Source organism: Lentzea sp. NBRC 105346, from assembly GCF_030269605.1.
Taxonomy (GTDB): domain Bacteria; phylum Actinomycetota; class Actinomycetes; order Mycobacteriales; family Pseudonocardiaceae; genus Lentzea.
In genome coordinates, this window is the sequence record NZ_BSTQ01000001.1 from 500,652 (window position 1) to 522,004 (window position 21,353).

The 21,353-nt window shown below is 67.2% G+C and carries 18 protein-coding genes; 10 read left to right on the forward strand and 8 right to left on the reverse strand.

All coding sequences use genetic code 11. The features are described from left to right. Window positions 1–4 precede the first annotated feature (4 nt). The 7 genes from QSK35_RS01810 (at window position 5) to QSK35_RS01840 (ending at window position 5,851) form a co-directional block, all read left to right on the forward strand. On the forward strand, window positions 5–1,051 hold the full coding sequence (locus QSK35_RS01810; RefSeq protein WP_285741545.1) for a hypothetical protein: 1,047 nt from the start codon (window positions 5–7) through the stop codon (window positions 1,049–1,051). Further along, window positions 1,051–1,752, forward strand: coding sequence for a hypothetical protein (locus QSK35_RS01815; protein WP_285741547.1), 702 nt, complete (start codon window positions 1,051–1,053; stop codon window positions 1,750–1,752). The genes QSK35_RS01810 and QSK35_RS01815 overlap by 1 nt, the downstream gene beginning before the upstream one ends. Window positions 1,753–1,765: 13 nt before the next feature. Next, entirely contained in the window at window positions 1,766–2,455 is a 690-nt protein-coding gene (locus QSK35_RS01820; RefSeq protein WP_285741549.1) for a DUF3558 family protein, read from the forward strand. Beyond that, a complete protein-coding gene (locus tag QSK35_RS01825; RefSeq protein ID WP_285741551.1) occupies window positions 2,452–3,450 on the forward strand; it encodes a hypothetical protein in 999 nt (332 codons plus the stop codon). Before QSK35_RS01820 ends, QSK35_RS01825 begins: the two co-directional genes overlap by 4 nt. Window positions 3,451–3,966: 516 nt before the next feature. Continuing rightward, window positions 3,967–4,332, forward strand: a complete 366-nt coding sequence (locus QSK35_RS01830; protein WP_285741553.1) for a DUF6355 family natural product biosynthesis protein — start codon at window positions 3,967–3,969, stop codon at window positions 4,330–4,332. A gap of 238 nt (window positions 4,333–4,570) precedes the next feature. After that, window positions 4,571–4,876 (forward strand): hypothetical protein, encoded by a 306-nt coding sequence (locus tag QSK35_RS01835; RefSeq protein WP_285741555.1) that lies wholly within the window; start codon window positions 4,571–4,573, stop codon window positions 4,874–4,876. Window positions 4,877–4,897: 21 nt separating this feature from the next. Continuing rightward, a complete protein-coding gene (locus QSK35_RS01840; RefSeq protein WP_285741556.1) occupies window positions 4,898–5,851 on the forward strand; it encodes a hypothetical protein in 954 nt (317 codons plus the stop codon). An 86-nt stretch (window positions 5,852–5,937) separates the two neighbouring features. On the opposite strand, the gene QSK35_RS01845 is transcribed toward QSK35_RS01840, so the two are convergent. From QSK35_RS01845 to QSK35_RS01865, 5 genes are all read right to left on the reverse strand, one after another. Next, entirely contained in the window at window positions 5,938–7,992 is a 2,055-nt protein-coding gene (locus QSK35_RS01845) for a hypothetical protein (protein ID WP_285741558.1), read from the reverse strand. A 409-nt stretch (window positions 7,993–8,401) separates the two neighbouring features. After that, window positions 8,402–9,118 carry an HNH endonuclease family protein gene (locus QSK35_RS01850; RefSeq protein ID WP_285741560.1) on the reverse strand — a complete coding sequence of 239 codons (717 nt, stop codon included), beginning with the start codon at window positions 9,116–9,118 and terminating at the stop codon, window positions 8,402–8,404. A 411-nt stretch (window positions 9,119–9,529) separates the two neighbouring features. After that, on the reverse strand, window positions 9,530–10,921 hold the full coding sequence (locus QSK35_RS01855) for a matrixin family metalloprotease (RefSeq protein ID WP_285741562.1): 1,392 nt from the start codon (window positions 10,919–10,921) through the stop codon (window positions 9,530–9,532). A gap of 123 nt (window positions 10,922–11,044) precedes the next feature. Continuing rightward, window positions 11,045–11,698 carry a response regulator gene (locus tag QSK35_RS01860; protein ID WP_285741563.1) on the reverse strand — a complete coding sequence of 218 codons (654 nt, stop codon included), beginning with the start codon at window positions 11,696–11,698 and terminating at the stop codon, window positions 11,045–11,047. Then, window positions 11,695–13,689 (reverse strand): sensor histidine kinase, encoded by a 1,995-nt coding sequence (locus QSK35_RS01865; RefSeq protein WP_285741565.1) that lies wholly within the window; start codon window positions 13,687–13,689, stop codon window positions 11,695–11,697. The genes QSK35_RS01860 and QSK35_RS01865 overlap by 4 nt, the downstream gene beginning before the upstream one ends. A gap of 253 nt (window positions 13,690–13,942) precedes the next feature. On the opposite strand from QSK35_RS01865, the gene QSK35_RS01870 reads away from it, so the two are divergent. Then, window positions 13,943–14,302, forward strand: coding sequence for a hypothetical protein (locus QSK35_RS01870; protein ID WP_285741567.1), 360 nt, complete (start codon window positions 13,943–13,945; stop codon window positions 14,300–14,302). Between the two features lie 1,222 nt (window positions 14,303–15,524). Here the strand turns inward: QSK35_RS01870 and QSK35_RS01875 are convergent. Next, complete coding sequence (locus QSK35_RS01875; protein WP_285741568.1) at window positions 15,525–16,046, reverse strand: hypothetical protein; 522 nt, start codon at window positions 16,044–16,046, stop codon at window positions 15,525–15,527. 109 nt (window positions 16,047–16,155) lie between these two features. Between QSK35_RS01875 and QSK35_RS01880 the strand changes: the two genes are divergently transcribed. Then, window positions 16,156–16,503 carry a hypothetical protein gene (locus QSK35_RS01880; RefSeq protein WP_285741569.1) on the forward strand — a complete coding sequence of 116 codons (348 nt, stop codon included), beginning with the start codon at window positions 16,156–16,158 and terminating at the stop codon, window positions 16,501–16,503. A 668-nt stretch (window positions 16,504–17,171) separates the two neighbouring features. On the opposite strand, the gene QSK35_RS01885 is transcribed toward QSK35_RS01880, so the two are convergent. Together QSK35_RS01885 and QSK35_RS42650 are read right to left on the reverse strand one after the other, a co-directional pair. Continuing rightward, on the reverse strand, window positions 17,172–18,137 hold the full coding sequence (locus tag QSK35_RS01885; protein WP_285741571.1) for a L,D-transpeptidase: 966 nt from the start codon (window positions 18,135–18,137) through the stop codon (window positions 17,172–17,174). Window positions 18,138–18,588: 451 nt separating this feature from the next. Beyond that, on the reverse strand, window positions 18,589–18,954 hold the full coding sequence (locus QSK35_RS42650) for a helix-turn-helix domain-containing protein (protein WP_352243047.1): 366 nt from the start codon (window positions 18,952–18,954) through the stop codon (window positions 18,589–18,591). Between the two features lie 877 nt (window positions 18,955–19,831). Here QSK35_RS42650 and QSK35_RS01890 point away from each other — a divergent pair. Beyond that, entirely contained in the window at window positions 19,832–21,013 is a 1,182-nt protein-coding gene (locus tag QSK35_RS01890) for an MFS transporter (RefSeq protein WP_285741573.1), read from the forward strand. Window positions 21,014–21,353 lie beyond the last annotated feature (340 nt).

Sequence of the window (21,353 nt, forward strand, 5' to 3'; positions counted from 1 at the left end):
TCACATGCGCACACAGGCCACCGTCCTGGTGCTGTGCCTGACCGCCGCCGCTGCGGTCGCCTGCACCGCGGATCCGCCCCATCCCGCCGCGCCGAGCACCAGTGATGCGGCGCCCGTCCAGGTCAACGACGCCATCCCGCAGGAGCTGCGCGCCAAGGCCATCGCCTACGCCGGCTTCCGCGCCATCGACGCCTGCGGAATGCACGATCCGAAGGCCGCCGAGAAGATCACCGGTGACAAGGGCGACCAGATCGCGCCCGCCGCCAGGGGTCTCAACCAGTGCTCGCTCGACCTGAACAAGAGCGAGTTCGAGTCCACCTGGAGTTTCCAGATCGACGTCGGCGACGACTTCGGTGCGGACCGGCGGCGGGAAGCCGCGCCCGAGGACATCGCCGGCATGCGGGTGTTTCGGCGCGAGTCCGATCGCAACTGCGAGCTCGTCCGCCCGCTCGACGACGAATACGGCATCCGGCTCACCGTCAGCCCGCGCACCGCGCGCGACCAGCCGCCGCCCAAGCCCGCCTGCGACGTCGCGCGCGAGTACGTGAAGGACACCGCCGAGCTGTGGAAGACCCCACCCCAGCGGGGGGCCGGCCGCACCAGTCCCGACCTGCCACTGGGCCGCGTGGACCCGTGCGACGCCTTGAGTGCGGCCTTGGCCGATCTCGGCGGCGAACCGGTCATGCGGCCCCGCGGCCCCTACGAGTGCCAGGCCAAAGCCAAGAACGGCGTAGTCCAAAAAGGACAACCGCCGAACGAGATCTCGGTGACGCTCGGTGCCGACACCGACCCCACCGTCCTGCTCACCCTCGCGGGCAGCTCCTCCAAGGAGTACAAGGGCGCCGACATCGCGGGCAGCAAAGCCGTGCTGATGCAGAGCAAGACCGGTTGCCGCACCGAAGTGATCTACAAGCCGGAGATCAGCCTCATCGCCGACGCCCGTGCCGAGGACGCCACACCCACCTACCAAGTCGTGGAAGTCCGCACGGCGTCCTGCGACATCGCCCCCGCCATCACCGAGAAGATCATGAACAAGATCGGCGGCCGCTGATGAGCATCCGAACCGTCACGGCTCTGCTCGCCGCGATCACCCTCGCCGCCGGATGTACCGGCGTTGAGACGGGCGGTCCCGCTCCCAGCGCACCAGACGGTGCCGGTAACACCTCCACCGGATCGGGGACATGCTCGCGGAGCGCCACACCCCAGACCTGCGTCGAGTGGGTCAAGACCACGCCCGCGACCGGCGACCAGCTCTTCGCCACCTGGAACGAAGACCAGAGCCGCGCCGTCCAGATGCTGTGCTCAGCCATCCCCGACGAGGCGCTGCAACGCTGGCTCGGTACCGGCTTCTATCGCGTGATCGAAGCCGAGCGCAGCTGCGCGATCTGGTCGGACAGCAACGAACTCGGCATCGAGCTCGGCCTCTACGGCCGCAACTCCCTCAGCGACTACCTCAGCCACTACAAGTCGGACCCGCGCACGGCCAAGGACACCCAGGAGCTCACCTTCGGTGCAGTCCCTGCCATGCGGGTCGCCATCCCCGACGACGTTGACGGCAAGGGCCGTGACCAAGAGGACTACACCCTCGCCCCCACCGGCAACCCCGCCAAGCCCGGTGTTCTGCAGATCCGGCTGGTACTCGACCCACCACGCGGCAAGGACCGCGGCCGCGCTCCGGTCAATCGCGCACGCCTCGAGTTCCGCGAACAGGTCGCCACCGAGCTGCTGAAAGTCCTTTTCCCACAACGATAACCAGGGGGACACCATGCCTGTGAATGTCGTGATCCGCGCCTGTGTCACCGCAGCAGCGGCAGGCGCGATCCTGGCCGGATGCACCACCACCGTCACCGGAACACCGACCGCGCAACCAGCAAGCAGCGACGCCTCCGCCCCACAGAACACCGCACCCGACAGCCCCGGCCAACAGAACGATCAGGCAGCCGTCAAACTCGGCGACCTCAACATACCCGCCGACGCCAAGTCCGTCGGCGCTCCGTTCGACCCGTGCCAGGTCGGATGGCCGGCTTTTCCCGAGGCGGTGCGCCCGCGGCAGGAGAAGAAGCCCAAGCTTCGGGATTCCGGCGGCGACATTCCGTTCGACACGGCATGCAGGTACGACAACAGCGACGACGTCAAAGGCACCGTCGACCCGAAGACCGGCCAGGCCACGGTGAAGTCCGGAAAGGACTTGATCGCGTTGATCATATGGTCCAAGCCTGGCGGTATTCCGGGGAATCCGGCTGAGGTGAAGGGCGCAGTCGCGGCGACATTCGCTGGAAAGGCCGGCTGGACGAAGACGGGGGCCACCTCCAAGGGCAGTCCCATCTGCACCACCGCGGTCCAACTCGCCAACGGCGTCGGCGGCGTGTCCGTCACCAACTCCCGCTTCCCCCAGACCGACACCTGCGAGATCGCCAAGGCCGTCACCGACAAGATCGCCGCCGCAACGCCATGACCACACACCGCGCGGAACCAGCGCCGACCAACCCCGAGAAAACCCTGCCGCTACCGAAACTCAGTGCCGCGCGACTACTCGCGCTCGCGCTGTACCTCCCGGCGCGCGGCTGGTGGCACCGCACCGACACCGGAACCAAAATCCTGATCATCGTCCTGATCGCCGCGATCACCGTGATCAGTCTCCGCACCGCCGAGGCAGTCCCACCAGCGCCCGCAGCGCCGAACCCCACCACCAGCGCCACGGCGACGAGCCCCGCCGCGCCGACCGTGACCGCGACCCCGGCCGTCGAAGACCCGGCGGCGATCCCGCCCCGACGACCCGACGCGGCGCAGCGACGCCTGCTGCCCGTCGCTCTGGTCGGCGCGACCATCCCGGACGCGCCCAGAGACCCTTCGCCGTACGCGGATCCGGGACCGACGGTCCTGCATCCCACCACCGAGGTCATCGCCTACACCGAACCTGGCGGCACGCCGATCGCACGGCTCCCGGAACGCCAGATCATCGCCCCGACGCGCCTGCCCGTCATCGCCCGGCAGCCCGGCTGGGCCATGGTGCTGCTGCCTGGCACACCGGGCCCCGACGCCATCTCACCCGCAGGCTGGATCCACCTCGAACCCGCTGTCGAACTCACCGACATCGGCCGGCGCATCGAAATCGACCACAGCACCGGAAGCATCGCCGTCCTCGCCGAACTCGGCCGGGCCACGACCACATCGACCCTGACCACGCCGGTACCCGGCTCGGCCCCGCGCACGTTCGTCGCCATCGGCGCCGCCACCGCCAACCTTCCCTGGCCCCTGACACTGATGTGGCCCTTCACCATCACCGGGGACAAGCTGTGCGCCACCCTGTTCGGCGGCATCAGCGTCCCCGGCCTCCCCGCACGCTCGCCGCTCGGCACCCCAGACGCCACAGGCTGCCTGACAGCCCCCGCATCCCTGCATGACGCCCTCACTGCCGTCCCGGCCGGCGCAACGGTGATCAGCCGATGACGGGTGTCGCGACCAGCGCCTTCGTTCACCACGGTGCTGACCATCCAGCGAGCGGTGCACCACGCGTCCGCCAGCTTCTCGGAATCCCTCCCTGCCCGAGATGGCATGCCACGAGGTGGCCAGTCAGCAGGCGCTCGTCGCGGTCGGACCGCCGCGCGGCGCGGCGAAGAGCACGTACGCCCCGCGATCCAGCCGTCGTGAGACGAGGCAATCGCGCCGCCGAGTTGTCGAAGGTTCTCAGAGCCATCAAATGCGCGACGTCCCGCGCATTGGTGTGCCTATAAATATCCCCCCGCATCCCGGCATTGCATGAGTTTGAACCACTGCGTTGACGCGTTCATGACTCTTCGAGTGTTCTGTGATTCAGATCGCAAAGCCATTTCGCCCTCCGATTGGGGTGTCGCGTCCGCGAATGGATTTCTTGCCGATCGACAGCAAGCGAATCGCTCAAACCAGGAAGAGGAAACTCTCATGACGCATAGCGTCCATCGCCGGGTTTTCGGCACTCTCGCCCTCATGATCGTCCTCGCGCTGAGCCTCATGACCGGAACGGCGAACGCGCAGGTCCACCCAAGCGCCTCGGAGACCGTCAGTGCTCCGGCTGCCAGCACCGACATTGCAGGAAATAGTGCGCCCGCGGCGGGAGCCGCTTCACCCGACGGCCTCATCGCTTACGGCTGCGGCTTCTATCGCGGCTGGAACGGCACCGCCTACTACAACCACTGTGGCGATAAGCGCATCGCCATTACTGTCTGGTTCTACTTCTCCAGCTCCCGCTGGATCTGCGTGAACCCTGGCGTCACGAACCTGTCTGCGCATCCGCAGTTGCAAGGTGCGGGCCCGATTTCCGGCGCAGGCTATCTCGCTCGCTGCCAGCTCTAACGTCCGCTGCATACTCGTCGGCGCCGCCGCTCAGAATCCGAGCGGCGGCGCCGACAGTCGCTGCGGACGGGCCAGCCATCCGGTGCTGTACCTGGCCGACCCACATCATGAGCGGGAACGCGGCGATCAGGACGTCCCGGCGCATCTGCGGTGTGAACGACCAGGCGGCAGAGTTGGCACGCCCAGACACACCGTCGCGGCAGAGGATCCCGCCCCGCCACACTGCGAACGGTGAAGGATGTCCAGCCCCTCGACGTGGACGATCGCGGTGCGCACCGCGATCATCGAGGCGATGACCGCCTCCGACGAACCGCTGTCCACTGAGGAACTACGCGACGCCCTTCACGGCCCGCTTCTGCCCTGGCGCAAAGACCCACGGCTGTACCACCACCTGCGTGCTTTGGAACGGATGGGCGTTTGCTGCCGGCAGCGCTGGCCGCAGGTGGAACGCCGGGTCGCCGACCCGCGTACCTCCCTGTACTGGAGATACACCCAGGACGAAGCAATCGCGGACCTGATCACCGAACTCGACGCCGACCACTAGACGGTGACTATGGTCGACGTCGTGCGAACGAGTGATCAGCAGGCACGAGTCGTCGGCCAGCTCGCCCTCGGGATCAGAGAGGGCCGGCTGCTGATCGGTGCGCGGGATGTTGAATACCGCGTGGACGACCACGGCGCCATCGTCGTCGACTGGGTGGAAGGCCCCTATCCCAGTGAGGTCGCCGCGGGACTGGCCGCGTACAGCGCGGTGGGCTGGCTGCAGGTCGACGCCGTCGCCCCGGACCCGGTGCACAGCGGCACCGTGCGCGCGGACCTGCTCGTCGACGGGCTACCGGTGACGCTGCTGGCCTATGACGCGATCGGCATGGAGCAGGCCGCCCGCGTCGCCCGCCCCAAACGAGCGCTGTCGCCGTGGAGGTGGCCCTCGCCGCTGACCGCAGAGGGCGCCGCGCGGGACACGGTGCTGTGGACATTTGATCGCGACCTCGGCCTGGTGGCCACTGTGGTGCGGCTGCCCATCGATCCGCAGGGCCCGTGGTGGACCGAAGACGGGACCAATGTCGCGGTGGCGCCGCAGGACATGCCGCCCGGCGTGCGGGCACGGCGGCGAGAGATGATCGACGAGTTCCGTGACCACTGCGCGATCTTGTTGCGCTACGGGGCGACGTGGACACCTGAGGACGCCGACAAGTGGATGACCGCCGAGCTCGACCGCGCAGACCTTCGTGCGCCGGACTCCGTGGCGGTCGTGTGGCGCGGGCGGTGCATCATGCGCCGGTGGACCGGCCAGCGCATGGAGATCACCTGTGCCGAGCCACCGGCCCTGGCTCCCTGGACTTACGTGCCCTCCGCCGTGCACGCCTCGCTGGTGCGTGACCGCTCGCGCCGCGACCCGCCCGGCTCCCTCGGGATCCGCGCCTTCGGCAACGCGTCCAGTGTCCTGCGAGTCACGATCACCTCGACGTGGGGCGCGCCCAGCCAGCGTTTCTCTGACTCGCCAGGACTGCGCTGGTAGTCCCAAGGGATTGGCATCCCGCCTAGGAGCACGCAGTGGGCCTGATCGTCACGTGAGCGGCAGAGCCGCGGCGCCCCTCGATCGCGTCAGGGGGTATCGGGCTGACGCTCGTCCGTGACGTCGTGGCCGAGTTCCAGGTCGGCCGCGCTGATCGGCTCGACAAGGAAGTCCACGCGCTCACCGCCTGGGATCTCGCCCAGGTTCACGTAGTACGCGGGCGGCGGCCCCGGCTCCACCTGGTCCATGCCGCCGGTCAGCCGCCACGCGGCAAATTCGACAAAGCCGCGTTTACCGGCGTGCTGACCGCCCACGACCACGACCTTCGCGCTCCGAGGAAGCGCGTTGCGCTCCGCGGACAGCACGCGATCGGCGCCGCCAGCCGCCCGTTGTAGGTAGACCTCGATCAGCGGCCGGGGTGCGCAGTGGCCGCCGATGGACCACCGCGGCGGCCAGTCCGGGCCCCGGCCGGTCAGCTCGCCGGTCACCTCGTCGACCGGCCACGTCCGGTGCAGCCATGCCCACATCAGCGACACCGGGTCGGCCGCGACCGCCTCATCGAGCTGGTGGCCGGCCGCGCCGAGCTCGCTGCGGACCAGCGCGTCGAATTTCTCGCCGTCGAACAGCGGCACGGCCAGCCGATCCACGCCGACCTGCCGCACGTCGGTCACCTGATGGCGCAGCGCGAGCGCGTATGCGGCCAGTGCGATGATGCCCGCGGTCGCGCGGTGATCGAAGCCGGGCGGTCCCTGCAGGGCCAGGCCCGCCAGCTCGGTGCCCCAGGCTTGGGCGGCGCGCCAGAGCTCGGGTACACCGGGCGCCGGTTCGGCGTCAGGATCGGCGAGTGCGAGATGACGGGCGAGTTCGGGACGGAACTGCGCCAGGAACACCTGCTCGGTCCGGTCGGACGGTCCGATGTGCAGGTGGGCGCCGGTGATCACGCCGCCCGCGCGCCGAACGTACTGCTGCCACTGGTCGACGGCGGCCTGCATGGTGGCGAACGCGGCGGGATGCTCGACGATCTCCTGGGCGGTCAGGCCGTCCTGGGTGAGCAGCCGGTGCAGATCGCAGTAGGCGGTGTGACCAGGGTCGCCCGCTGTGGGCGTCACGCCGAGACTGCTGTCGACGAACTCCAGGGTGACGGTGAGCGGCTTGAGATGACGCAGCTGCACCACGGTCAGCGACAGGGTCTCCAGCGCGGTAACCGACTCCAGCGGCTCCAACCGGTTCACGGGCAACAGGCCGTCGCGGGCTGCGGCGATGCTGATTGCCCGCGCCAGCAACACCTTCACCTCGTCGGTCTGGTGCTGGGCAGACATCCCCGGCAGGCCGGTCAGCACCTCGGCCCAGGCCCACGCCGCCTGCCACACAGGCACCGTCCCACCCAGCGCCGCGGGCACCGCGGTCGTGGCCTCGGCCTCGGGTTCCGCGGAGCCGCGGACGCGCTCGCCGAGGTCGCCAAGAATGGCCCCGAGCCGCTGAAGCTCCGCCACCCGATCAGGCACGAATCCGGGCTGCAGAAACAAGTACGCGGCCATCGCGGCCTCGACATGCAGCGCCGCCACCGGTTCCCGCCGGGCGTGCCGGTCGATCTCCGCCCGCTGGCGCCGCACCGCGTCGCTGGTCAGCGGGGTCTCCGTGGCGGCCTTGTCGGCGGCCAGGCGGTCGGCGATCAAGCCCATCGCGGCCTCCTGGCGCCCAGGCGGGCACAACGCGCGGATGAACCGCTGTGCGGCCTCCAACCCCGCGCCCGGCGGCGGCGTAATCGCGTCGGCGAGCTCCGCCGCCAGCGGCGGACCGCTCGGGCCATCCGGGAAGTACGCGGCGTCCATCCAATCCCGCGCCACCGTCATCACCGCCCGGCCCACCACGCCCGCCCATGAACGCGGCACCCTCTCGAGCACATAAACACAACCCTGTGCGTGCTCACGCGCCTCGGGAGAATCCTCGTCCTGGCCGCCGGCGAGCAGCTCGTCGCCGCGCACAGCGGCATAGGACAAGTACACGTCGAGAAACCACAGCGCCAGGTAACGAATCTTCCGTTGCTGATCGGCGTAGCCAGGCTGACGCTCACCAAGCAAAGGCTGGTCCCGCGCCATCTCCCACTTCGGCTGCGACCCGCCGTTCCCTCGTCGCTCGCTCACACCCTGGCCCCTCATCTGGCCCCTTCCAGCGGAGTCAAGAGCCAACCATATCGCGAGGTCACGACCCGTTCCGGTCTGCGGTCGTGGACCGCTGAACGTCGAACACGCGCTCAAACGGTGTCGCGACGACGATCCGACTCTGCACCTACAACCTCCTGGACCTCGGCTACCTGGTTGTCCCAGCCGATGAGGCCAGCTGGGACAACCAGGTAGCCGAGGTGATCACGCAGCTGGGAGCCGACGTGCTGCCGGAGATCTCGCGAGACCAAGGCCAACGCCATTGCTGGCACTGAGGCCGTCAAGCGAGCAGCGGCCGTTGCCACGGTTGTTGATCAGACTGCCTAACGCGACGTCGACCGCTTGGCCGCATGCCGAGTCAGCTGTCCCTACCGCCTGATCGCTCCGGAGACTAGAGCGCCTTCGTTACGACAACCGGAACGTTCGGACAGGCTGCCGCTTTCTGCGTGAGCACCGCCTGTTCGGCCGCATCGACGGTCAGGCTCCACCGCGTCTTGACCGCCACCCAATCGGTGACGTAGCCGCACTGTGCCGGCTGATATGGCGGCAGCCACTCGCGCGGATCTTGGTCAGACTTCGAGCGGTTGGACTTGGCGGTTACGGCGATAAGGGCCCGCGGCTCGTCGAGGTCGTTGGCGTAGGCCTCGCGCTCCTTGGCTGTCCAACTGCGGGCACCGCTGTCCCAAGCTTCGGCGAGCGGCACCATGTGGTCGATGTCGCTGGCTTTCGCCTCGGCGACATAGACGTCGTCGTACGACGAGTACCAGGACCCGCCAGAGATCGCGCACTTTGCTCCGACCTGAGGCGGCATGACGGCTTCATCGATGAGCACTTCGGCGCGGGTCGAGCAGCCGTCGCGATCAGCGTCGATCCAGTGGCGGAACTTGGTGCGCTCGTAGCCATCCCGCACTTCGTCGGCCACTACCAATGCGGCAACGGCCTCTCGCAGCGGCAGACGCACGTGACCGACCGCAACTGTTCCAGCTGAGGCCTGCGCTGTTGTGACTACCAGGCCGACGCTGAAGACCGCGGTGGCACTGACGATGGCCGTGCGGATTGCTCGGCGCATGATCGAACTGCTGAAGTGGTTGCCGCCGCCCCGAACCATGCCGGATCCTCCTTGTCTACCAACGCGTTTCGCCGCGCTGGGCCGCAAGGTCTGTCCTAGCTACAGAGTGCTGTCAGGGTCCAGCACCGGACCTGCTTCTCACCGTTTGGTGCGAAACAGTTCACGCGACTGAGGGATCCTGCCCAACCAGCGACGCTACGAGGTCACCGTCATCCGGCGTGTCGACCACAGAGTCATAGCGCGACGGGGTCGAGGGGGCGGCCTGTGCGACGGCTGACGCTATGTTGCAGAACAGGCCCGTGCGCAGCTAATCCACCAGGGCAGAGACCAGCGCGTCTAGCACCAATGCCGAGCACTCCATGGAGGAAACTCGGCACTGGTGCATGTTCATGTGTGGCGGATCGTCCCGGCGCCCGACGATGACACAGGAGCCTGGCTGCTATCCCGATGTCACCACCAGGCCACGACCGCCTGACGGTATTCCGGTGAGGCGAGGAAGCCTGCGGCCAAGTCCTGGTGCGCCAGTCCAGCCTTCACGCGGTTGACCCACTCGTCCCAGCCACCCTGATCCGGCGTGCGCCGCAGGAACCGCGCGTAAGCCTCGCGGACCAGGTTGCGGGTGTACTCCTCCGACTCGAGGAACGCGCGGGCGACGTCGCGAACCGTCATGCCGCGCTTCATCTGCTCAACCCAGCCTTCGATCGCACCCGGTTCCGGTGCTCGGTCGAGCAGCCGGCGGTACAGCGACTCGACAAAGCGTTCCGGCGTCGGGTTCTTCAGCCCGTACTCGGTGCTCTCGGCGATCCCCATGATGAGAGCCTGACGGCTCATTCCCTTGCGCAGCAGGTTCGACCAGCCGATGAGACCGCCTGGTTCGGGAGCGCGGTCGAGCAACTTGAGGTACAGCTGCCTGACGATGTATTCCGAGTACTCCAGGGAGTAGCAGAATCCGCGGGTGATGCCTTCGGTGGTGGCTCCGCTGGCCAGGCGATACCGCACCCAGCCGTCGAGGCCGGCCTCGTCGTGCCGGCGGCCGAGGAGATCCCGGTAGATCGACGCCATCCAGATGTGCTCTCGGTAGATTTGCCGGACACCGGCCCGGTCATCGGCCGCAGGCGTGCTGGGTGTGGGGTAGAAGGGGTTCATCGTCGAATTGGGCACGTCGGTGTGCCGCAGTCCGAGCGCGTGCCCGATCTCATGGACCAGCACGGTGAGCAGGTCGATGCCGGCCCCACCTACACCTTCTTGCCAGGTCTCGTCTTCGTCGAGGTGGACGTCACCGGCGAGTTCTTCGGCGTTGGGCGGAGGGAAGAAGGCGTGAGCCAGCACCCGGCCGGGACCATCGAAAGCTGGGTCCAGCTCAAGCCGGTACGGACCGTTGTGCTCGCCAGCGCCGAACAGGATCCGGATGTCGCTGTCACCTCCAGGGCCAACCTCGACGAACACCAGCGGCACCACGGCCGACCACTTCTTGAAGGCATCGCGGACGATCTGCAGCTGCCGCTCGCCATCGAAGTGCTGTGAGGTGTTGTAGAGGCGATAGGTGATGATCGCCTGCGGCCAGCGCGTACCGGACGCGACGAACTCGCCGGACTCGTCCGTGCTGAACGGATCGGCTGCGACCTGGTCCGGGAAGCCGCACCGCGGCCGCTCCATTGCCTCACGCGTCGCCTGGTCCAGTTCACCCGTGACCGGCACGTGGGCCATCTGCTGGAACTGGGCCAGCGCGACCTGCTGGAGGCTCTCGTTCTCGGACGCCGAGCGCTTGCCGTCCGCAGCGTCGGCCTGCGTGTGATAGCCGTAATGGGTCAGGTACTGGAGTTCCCTGTCGTTGTTTGCCATGTGGCTCTACCTCCCTTGAGCGGCTGTGACTGCTCTTGGTTGGCAAGCCTGTGGCTATGGTGTTCCTGATGACCGGGGACACGAACCCGATGTGACGGGAGGCTGTCCCATCCGTAGCAGCGCTTAAGAAGATGCACTACCCAGGCCGGCTGTGCGTGCCCGCCGAGCCAGGTGCGGGCGGTCCGGTTCACCGAGCTTGGTCAAGATCAGGGACACCAGGTTGGCGACCGTTTTGGTAGAGATGCCGAGGCGGCGGGCGATGGCGGCGTTGCCGTGGTCTGCGGCGACGAGGTCGAGTACCTCGCGTTCGCGGCTGGTGAGTTCCTTGAACGGCGGTTCCTGCAGTACCGGTGGTGCCTGCAGCAAAGCAAGAACCGCGGCGGCGACTCCTGGGCCGAAAATGGCCTGGCCACCACTGACCGCGTGGATCGCCGACACCACGTCATCGCCGTCCGCGTCTTTGAGTAGGTATCCCTTGGCACCGGCCCGGATAGCGGCGAGGAGCGAGCCATCGTCGTCCGACATGGTGAGCGCAATGACTGCGGGCGGAGGCTGCAGTGCGCCGAGTCGCCGTGTGGCCTCGATGCCGTTCATGCGCGGCATGCCGAGATCCATCAGGACGACGTGCGGTTGACGCTCGCGCGCCACATGCAGGGCTTCAACGCCGTCTGCAGCCAGCCCGACCACCTCGATGTCGGCACGGGTAGCCAGCAGCGCGGAGATCCCTTCGCGGACGACCGCGTGATCGTCGACCACCACGACCCGAACCAGACTCATGGCTCCACCTCGGCTGGCTGTGTGGGCCCCTCTTCCGAGCCTTGATCGACTCCAGCCGGAAGATCGGCCCGAACCACACTGCCGCCACCCTCGCGCGCGCTGATCTGGCACTGGCCGCCCAACTCCTCGGCGCGTTCGACCATGGAAGCAAGGCCAAGCCCTGTCCTGGCAAGGGTTGGCTCAATTCCACTGCCGTCGTCTTCAACTGTCACGGTCAGGGTGTCGGCGTGGCGGCTCAGCCTGATGTCACACCGGCGGGCTGCTGCGTGGCGAGCAGTGTTGGTCAGTGCCTCGGCGGCGATGGCGTAGGCCGCCACTTCGGTGGCTGCGGTCAGCTCGCCGAGCTCTTCGCCGTGAACCTCGACCACCAGCGTTGGGTTCGTGTGCAAGGCGGCCAGCTCCCGCAGGGCACAGGCGAGTCCCAGTTGATCAAGTAGTGTCGGGCGCAGCTGACGCACGACCCGGCGAACGAGTTGCGACGCTTCGCGTAGCTGGGTGCGGGCCTCGGTGGCGAGCGCCTCGCTGTTGTCGGACCCGACTGCCGAACGGCGCAAGGCGTCGAGTGTGAATCCCACCCCGGACAGCACCGGTCCCAGGCCGTCATGCAGATCCCTGGCGATGCGGCGCCGTTCCTGCTCGCGCGTCACGACAAGCTGCTCACGGGCCCGTCGCAATTCTTCAGCGCGGTGCGCCGCCGCGACCGCCGGCGCCGCGGTGCTAGTGAGATCGGTCAGCAGTGACCTCTCGGCCTTGTCGAGGTCGAGTCCGGACAGGATGATCTCGATGCGGCCGAGCCGAACACCTTGGAACTGCAGTGGGTATGTCTGATCAACGGGTCGCTCGGCGTCGCCACGGGTAACCCGACGCAGCTCCCGGTCGGCCGACATGAGCACCACCGCTACCGCATCGACTGGCAGGGCTCGGGCCACAGAGTCAGCAACGGCGGACAGAACGCCATCTGGCCCGGCCGCCGTGGCCAGACGCTGCCTGAGCTCCGCCGCGATCTCTGCCGGGCTCCCTCGTTTGCCATAGATCAGGCGGCTCACTCGGCTGCTGAGCCAACCATGGAGGTGCGGTGCTACGAGCGCTAAGCCCACTGCGGAGCATGTCGCCACCAGCGCTCCTGAGCCGAGCAACATGCGCAGCACCAAGAAGCTGGCTGTGAGAATTGTGACGAGCACGGCATAGAGCAACAGCTGACGCAGCAAGGGATTGAGAACCACCAGGTCGTAGCGCAAGATCGCGATGCCGCATGCGATAGGTAGAGCGAGCTTGGATCCAAGCGCCGCAATGACCTCGAGCGGCTCACCAAACCTTCCTTCCAGGTACACGTAGAGCACCAGCAGCCAGGCTCCCAGCGCGATCCACAGCAGCTGAGACCGTGTATGCCCCTTAGAGAGCACCAAACGGTGTACCAGGCTGGCGAGGCCGAGCAGCGCACAACTGCCAAAGACGACCAAGACCGCGCCGTTCGACTCGTCCGACCAAGTCAAGCTGGGGATGCCGATGGGATTCGGAGGAGAATCGGGCCGACTTGGAATGAAGGGAGATAGCGCGATCAAGGTGGTGATCACCAAGATGACCACTCGGGCCACGGGACGCCAGAACCGGGGCGGCAGCCTCCCATCCGGCAAGACGAAGGGCAGGACGGTCAGGGGCGGGATCACGCCGACTGCCCAGATCCACCCTCCGAGCCACCAAGCCCACACGACACCAGGTAGCTGATGCTGATCGGCAGCCTTGATATAGGCCTCCGCCACGTAGCTGACTGCGACGAACGCCGGCGTGAGGAACAGGATGCCAGCCCAGTTGCGCGGCTGACGCGACAAGACGAGCGCTCCGACCGTAGTGAAGCCGAGCACCGAGATGGCATCGCCGACGAAGTACTGGCCGCTGTCGATGAAGGAGCCAACGACGACCCACAGGCACACGAAGGCTAGCGTCCCCCAGCCGATGATCGGTGTGACTCGGGTCAGCGCTCGCTTCGCCATTTCCTCATGGTGATGAGCTAGATTCCCGTTGTCCCGGGCCAATGTTCCCGACTCTCCGGGACCCATCCCGATCGCTTATCGCGATCATCAGCACCAGCGCAGCCAACGAGTAGGCGGCGCACGATCCAGGTGCGGCGATGCCCTGACGCCACTGAGTTGATCAGCGCGCTACCGTTGGCGGCCAGCCAGATCAGCCTTCGTCCCGTACGCCAAGCGTCTGGGGGCCGATGGAGGACAGCATGGGAGCAACCGCATGCGAGGAGACGAAGCGCTTGTCGTTGGCTCGTTCTGTTCCTGGCTGCGTGCTCAAGATTGGAAAGTCGAAGTCGAGGCCCAGTTCTGGGATGTCGTCGCATCACGGGATGGCGTTAAGTTGTGCTGCGAAGCCAAGGGCAAGACCGCCGCTGCTGGCCTCGACATGCACACAGCCTATGGCCAGCTGCTGTGTCGCCAGCCGGAGGTTGATGATCCGGCCACCCGTTACGGGTTGGTGATCCGTGATGACCCCAAATCGGTGCGAGCGGCGCTGCGAGCACCAGCTCGGGTGCGGCAGTTGCTGCGGATTTCGATCTATGCAGTGGCTGACGATGGTTCAGTCCGCTTGGTTCCATAGGTCCGATGAACATTCGAGCGCCGCCTGGGGCGCACGGTGACCACGCTGATGCGGTGCGTAACGTGTAGGAATGCCCGACTCCGACCGGAATCCACCGCTCGGCGAAGACGACCGTCTGCCAAGCGAGCCTGCGCCTGCCCCGTTGGACCACACCGAAAACCGACCGGATGAGCGCCCACAGGATGAGTCCCCCGCACCGGTCACCAACCGAGCGGTGGGGGTGTTCCGCCAGCTGCTCCAGGTGGGCACCATCGTTGGGGATGTACATCTGTACCCGTCGCGCCGGGTAGGCCTGGCGGTGGTAGTTGCCGTGTGGCTGCCGGCTCTCGTTACGGTGTTCTCGCTGGTACCAGCAGATTCGGTGCGTCTGTCTCCAACCGCGGCTCCTACGAACACAACGGCGTCGGCCACTGGCGGTCCGACGAGCGCCGGGCAGAGTTCGTCCGCGGCGGCGACCTCGTCGGCAGGAGCACCAGTACGGTCTGAGGAGGAGCGCACCGTTGTCGTACAGGTGCCTGGTGATCCGGTCACCGTGATGGATGGGTTGCGGATCGCCGTACACACTGCGGGGTTCACATCCACCCACGACGGCACTGTTGACTGTGGCGGGGGTGGCAAGGGGCCTGGAGGGGGCAGTTGCACTGCCGTCGGCGGCAATACTTCCGGAACGAGCGTCATCGGGGTGATCGACTTTAGTGTGCTTACACCCGCGCTGACTTGCACGGTCAGTAGCGTGCATGTCAGCGAGTCCGCCGTTGTGACCGAACCCGGCGGTCGGTGGATCCGGATCGTGGTCCGGGGAATCGGTCCGAATGATCGAAACAGCTCGACATTGCCGATCTCCTTTGACCTCTCTTGGGGGCGCGGTTCGCCTGCTCCCCAGAGTCCCAAGGTCTGCGTTCCGAGGTAACGCCCGGCCCGTGGTGAGCGAGGCGCCCGTATCACGCTGGCCAGATCTGGATCAGCCACCGCTCCAGATCGTCGTCTTCGGCCTCATCCTCTATGTCGGTGTCATCTACCTGGCCCTAGGCGAATGCCCGCACGTGATAGGAGCCGGCAGGTGGCAAGACGAGCGTGTGTTCCCCCATGGCGGCCGTGATTGACTAAAAGACGCAGTTCAGCGCTGTCGGCGACGAAGGCGTAGTGCAACCCTGAAAACCAGCCGAACGCGGCCGGCTTCGTGCTCAGGAAACCACGCTGCGCAGCACGGCCGCGCCAGGACTCAGTGGTCGACGATCGATTGATCAATGGTCTCGTCGGTTAGGGCCCACGGGCGCCCTCCGACGTGAAGGGTTGCTGTGAGGCTGACTACTAGCCGCGGTCCGGTGACGGAGTCGGGGGTCCATGAGTAGCGCGGCGGGGCCGTATCGCGGCACACGCCATACGGCTGGAGCGCCACCCCTAGTGGGATTCGCTCAAGGAGCTGGATGACCTCGAACGGCAAACGGTGCATCACCACCAAGGCGTTCGCCGTGGCGATCCGGACCGAAGCACCGGCAAGGTCGGCCCACAACTCCCCGCGGCGGTAGGGCAGTGACGCGCCAGTCGCCAGATCGAGCGAATCCGCCTCATGCTGCGTGATCTCGCGAGTACCTCTGTCGATCAGTTTATGGCGGACACCGTTTCGTTCGACGCCGTGCATACCCAGCCACGTGCTCAGCACGACGGTCAGACAGTTGCCGGCGCGGATCAGTGTCACCAGGCTACGCATGCGCGCCTCGACGTCGTTGGTATTCAACGGCATGGGTCTCTCCGAGTGGATCCAGGCCCCCTGGACGATGCTCGGCGTGTGCTGCTGTCTGGGATGTGTGGATGAAGCCCACCCTCGGGGAAGGGAGGGTGGGCTTCATCCAGTGTGGACGGTCGTCCGCGGTGATCAGCCGGTGACCGGCAAGCGCACCACCACCTGCGCGGGTCGCGGCGCGATCACGATGGGCTGCAGCTGCTTCTCGACCGTGTTAGTCACCGTCGGCACGGACGGCTTGGTGGTGTCACTCGGCTGCGAGGTCGTCGGGACCGACGGAGTCGTGCTGCCCGGAACTGACGGCTTGGTGGTGTCACTGGGCTTGGTCGACGTGCTCGGCGGCACCGAGGCGCCGGCGGCTCCTGATGTCGCCGCCACCGCGCTGCCAGCGCCACCGATGATGGCGATCGCTCCGAGAACGCCAGCGGCTACCGCCCGGCGGCGCGAGTGTGTGTGAGAAGTGCGGGGCACGATCCCTCCGATTGCTTCTGGGCCCCCGGACAGGGGCGCTGTGTGGGTTCTTTCCGACCGGCCTGCGCCGTACCGGCGTGACCGGACAACCTGAGACGAGACGCTGACCTAGTGGTGTGTGCTCGGGGCAACGCCGCCGGCATGGGTGAGTGCCGGACGGGCGCGAGTCTGCGTGGGGGATGAGCGCCGGACACGGCATGCACGGCGAAGGGCCGGAGTGGTGCGACGTATCTCGGCGGATACCTCGTCGGCCCTCGGTCTCGGTACTGACCAACGGCGAACTCGATCGCCTTCGTGACCATGACGATGCTGTCGATCACCGTGCCTGCGGTGCCAGGGGATCGGCGCGGCCGGGCAGCGCAGTACCCGCGCGGTTGTGGAGCGGGTGAGCGTCACCGCCCGCTGCCACCTCGCTGGCGATGTGGCTACGGAGGTGAGGTTCAGCCGCGCCGTGATGCCCCCGACTGCGAGTGCTGGGGCGCCGGGCGGGTAAGGCGGCGCTGCCGCGTGCGCGTCGGAGAGCATGGCCGTCACAAGTGCGGCGGCGACCGCTCCGATGGCCAGGGCCACCAGTGCGGCCCTGATGGCGGTTGTGCTGCTGACGGGAACCACACGGTCTCCTTGTCCGAATCGACTCGATCAGCCGGGGGTCGGCTAGCGGATGAGCACTGGAGTGCCGAGTGGGACCTCGGTGCTGAGGAGGTTCAGCGCGTCGGGTGGCACCCGGATGCAGCCGTCGGAGCTGGCTTGGCCGTAGACGTCGGTCGGCCAGGTGTGCACGGCCACGGTGCCGGGTCCGCCGCCATAGGTGAGGTGAGTGTCGCTGTGTGCTCCGAGCGGCAGCACGACCGGCGACCAGGACTGCTGCTGGTCCTTAATGGACGCGAGGATGAAGGTCCTGCCGGGTGGTGTGATCGCGCTCGGTTTGCCGATGCCGACCGTCCACTGTGCGACCTGCTGGCCGTCGCGCATCAGCGTCAGCCGGAACGCCGCGCGATCAACCTTGATCTGGTACGGCGTGCGGGCCAGCGTAAGTGCATCGGTCATCGCCAGCCACGCGGTGGAGTTGTTGGGCCTTGCGGGAAGCAGCACCTGAATCCAGCCCGGCTGTTCACCGACCACTGGCAGCCACGTGTCGGACGTCCCGAGCTGCTTGACGGGGATCGCAGCGACCGCGGGTCCGCCGGGCGAGGCATAGGCGGCCACTTTCACCGTCGGGTGCACAACACCTCCACTCGGGTCTGCTGCGGGCGCCGGGTCCCGGGGTGCGCCGGACACCGTCGTGAACGTCGTTGCCTCGGTCAGCGCGCCGAGGTCGGCGGCGTCGACCGGTTGCGCCGGCATCACCGTTGAAGCGGCTGCGTTGAGCGCGCTGGAAGACTCCACTGTGGCCTGTCCTGCCTCGGTGACGACCGGCGGTCGCGGCGTTGACGTGAACGGCCCGGCGATGCCGAGGACCAAGACGACGAGCGCGGCGACAGACGCGAGGAGCACATAGACGACAGGTCGCCGCGAGCGGCTCGGTGCTGGGTGCGTCGAGTCGCTCGACGCGGTGCCGCCGAGCAGGTCGACAAGGTCGGCATCGGGATCATCCGTCGAGCGCTGATGTTGTGGGGCCACAGCGTTGCTCCTTGAGGGGCAGGCGATCGAGATCGGTCTGGGGGTGCGGTGGCGCGCGGACGTGCTGGGGGGTGTTGATCCGCGCACCACCGCGGGGGACGGCCGCTACCGGCCGGGCTGAAGGGAACGAGAGCACTCGGGCGTCGGCGCACCAGCGGTCGTCGACATCACGTCAGGGCGTGCTGCTGCCATGCCCTGCTTCCGCTCCATAGACGTGACACTGAGGTGCATCGAATCGGCGCGACGATTCGCGGCGCCATCTGCGCAGTGGCCGCAGTCCCCGAGCAAGGCATCTGTGTTCGCGCTGCTCACTGTGCTCGGCACTTGAACAGATCGGCAACGACCTACCAGCACGTCATGCAGGGCGATTCTCGGCGCTAGTCGGCGTGGTGCCGTCTGAACCAGCGTTGGGGCGATACTCCGTCGACGGTGGCGTGCGCCGCGAGCTGTGTCATTGGCTCGGCGAGAGGTTCGCAGCGTCAGGCTGATGGTTCGCCGACTGTGACACGACCTGGATCCACTTCGGACCCATGGTCCACAACCTGCGACGGTTCTGGTGCAGCACGTCCTGCTCCTGCAGCTGATGCAGCAACCGATGCGCCGTGCTCGACGGCAAGTCCGCTTGGTGCGCGATCTCTGTCAGTCCAACCCCATCGGGGCTACCACTGACTATCTCCAGGATTCGCCACGTGCGGGCGACCACAGAATCTGCCGCAGGTGGAGCCGGTTCCTCCACATGTACCCGCCTGGGCACCGCACGCGCCGACGCGACGTGACCGCGTCGACGGTCCATCATCACGGCACGACCGGCAAGCATGCGCGTCCTCCTGTTCCCACCGCTGCAGGCGCGCCGAGCAGGACACGGAGTGGTGCGTGGTCAACCGCCGGGCCCGGCAAGGCCAGGCGGGCAATACGTGGATGGATCATGTTCGTCCCCCTGGAGCGTTCGGTTCACGTCCACCGTTCACACAGCGCCTGCGACGTCCTCGATCTGTAAGACGAGCTCCGCAATGCGCTTGTTCGGTGGACGGGGCGACCATAACCGAACTTCAATCGTTCAGGGAACACCATTGACGTGAATTCGCTGCGTTTTCCGCTGTGCGGCAAAATGGCGTGCGGAGTGTGTTTCGAAGAATACTCTCGGCGACGATGACGTCTCGTCATTCGCATTATGGCAGGTATTTTTACGTAGGTCGCCGATCCTGTGCATGCGGGACGTCGTAGTCACGGTGCGTGGCGACAGGCGGTTGTTACTAGGCTGTTCGGCCTAGCCGGTCAGACGGTTCGGCCGTCGCTTCGAGTGCGTAGTGTCATCGGCATCCGCGCGCGGAACCGGGAAGCGCCCTCGCTGGCGAACACCGACCGACTCACCGAGTTGCGCCTTGCAAAGTCACACTCGTCCCCATGCCGTGTTTGGTCAACAGCGAAGTCCGGGCAGATGTTCTGCTTGCTCACGACTGCGGACCCGGCGGATTGTTCAAGCAATGCAGGCAATGTGACTGCCGCGCCTGGTCCTCATTCGCTGCGGGTGATCCTCCCCGAGGCAGAACCGCCGGAACCTCACCGAAAGCTACACGGCGCATGCGGCGCAACACCTAGAGTGAGCGGGGACGAGTCGTGCGGCCTGGGGGAGCGGTGTGGGAAACCGGGGAGCGGGGACCTGGCGGCGTGCGCTGGCGGCGCCGGAGGTGAGGGTGCTGTGGGCTGCGGAGGCGCAGTCCACAGCGGGGGATCAACTCGCTCGCGTAGCCGTGCTGCTGCTGGTCTACGAGCGGACAGGATCGGCCGCGTGGTCCGGGCTGATGCTGGCACTGACGTATCTCCCGGATCTTCTCGGCACCCTCGGGATGTCGTGGCTGGCCGACCGTCATCGCCGTCGAACCGTGATGATCGCGAGCGCGGGCGTGCAGGCCGCCGCGTTCGCCGCGATGGCAGTGCCCGGTGCGCCGATGTGGATGCTCGCTGTGCTGATCAGTCTGGCGACGATCGCGCTCGCCCCGTACCGCGCCGCCGCGCAGGCCTTGCTCTACGAACTGGTGGTGGAGGATGACGAACGACTTGCCGCACAGAGCGTCTTCCACACGACCCGCATGATCGGCCAGGTCGCCGGGCTCGGCGCCGGTGGCGGGATCGTCGCCTTGATCGGCGCGAACACAGCCCTCCTGATCAACGCCCTCACCTTCGGCGTCGCCGCCGTCCTGCTCGCGTGTGGTGTGCGCCGCGGGAGCCGGCCACCATCGTCAGCGTCGACCGCGGTCTGGTTCACCAGGAACGCGATCACGACCCTCGCAGCCGATCCTCGACTGCTCAGCGCGCTCGGACTGATGTGCCTCGCGGCGGTCACCGCCGTACCGGAAGCTGTGGCGGCGTTACTCGCCGACCAGCTGCGCGTCGGTTCTGCCGGTGTCGGCGCCTTGCTGGCGGCTCACCCTGTCGGCATGGCCGTGGGCATCGCGTTCGCTGTGCCTCGCGGCAGTGCGGCCGCGTCGCGGCGTGCCGCATGGCTGGTGTGGACATCGCTCCTACCGCTGGCTGGGTTCGCGATGCTCTTCCTACAGCCGTCGTACTGGATCGCACTGTCGTTGTTGACGGTGTCCGGCATCGGCCTGGCTTACCACCCGGTGCTGCAGACCGAGTTCTCGAGCGCCGCGCCGCCAGAGCTGCTCGGAAGTATTACCGGCCTCGCCCGTATGGCACTGCGGCTGTCCCAGGGCTGCGGTCTGCTGCTCGGCGGGGTCGCCGCACAAGCCACCGGTTCGGCAGCGGCGGCGGTCGCGGGCGCGGCAGTCATCGGCTGCGGTCTCGCCGCCTGCGGACTGAGGATCCGCCGCCGCGCGGTGTCCTCAATGGAGTCGGACACGCCGGCGACTACATAGACCGCACAACAGGTGTTTCTGCGGATGGCGCGCCGCACACCGTCCGAGGGAGCCTGTGTGCCGACGGCAATCGGGGCCGTCGAACCAACACCACGACAGTGAGAGACCTTGTTTCGTGTCGCCGACCCCCAGCTGGCGAGCGAACGAATCCGGTGTTCCAACGAGCCAACACGGCGGTCACTGGGGAGCGACCGCGGACGCCGGACTCCTCTCACCTTCGTGGTCGAGGTAGCGGGGAAGTGTGATCGGGTTGGGTGCCGCCAGTAGTGCCGGCGGCACCCAACCCAGCCCGTGTGCGCCCTGCGATCGCCGATCAGTAAGCCCACGCGAGCCGTCGCCA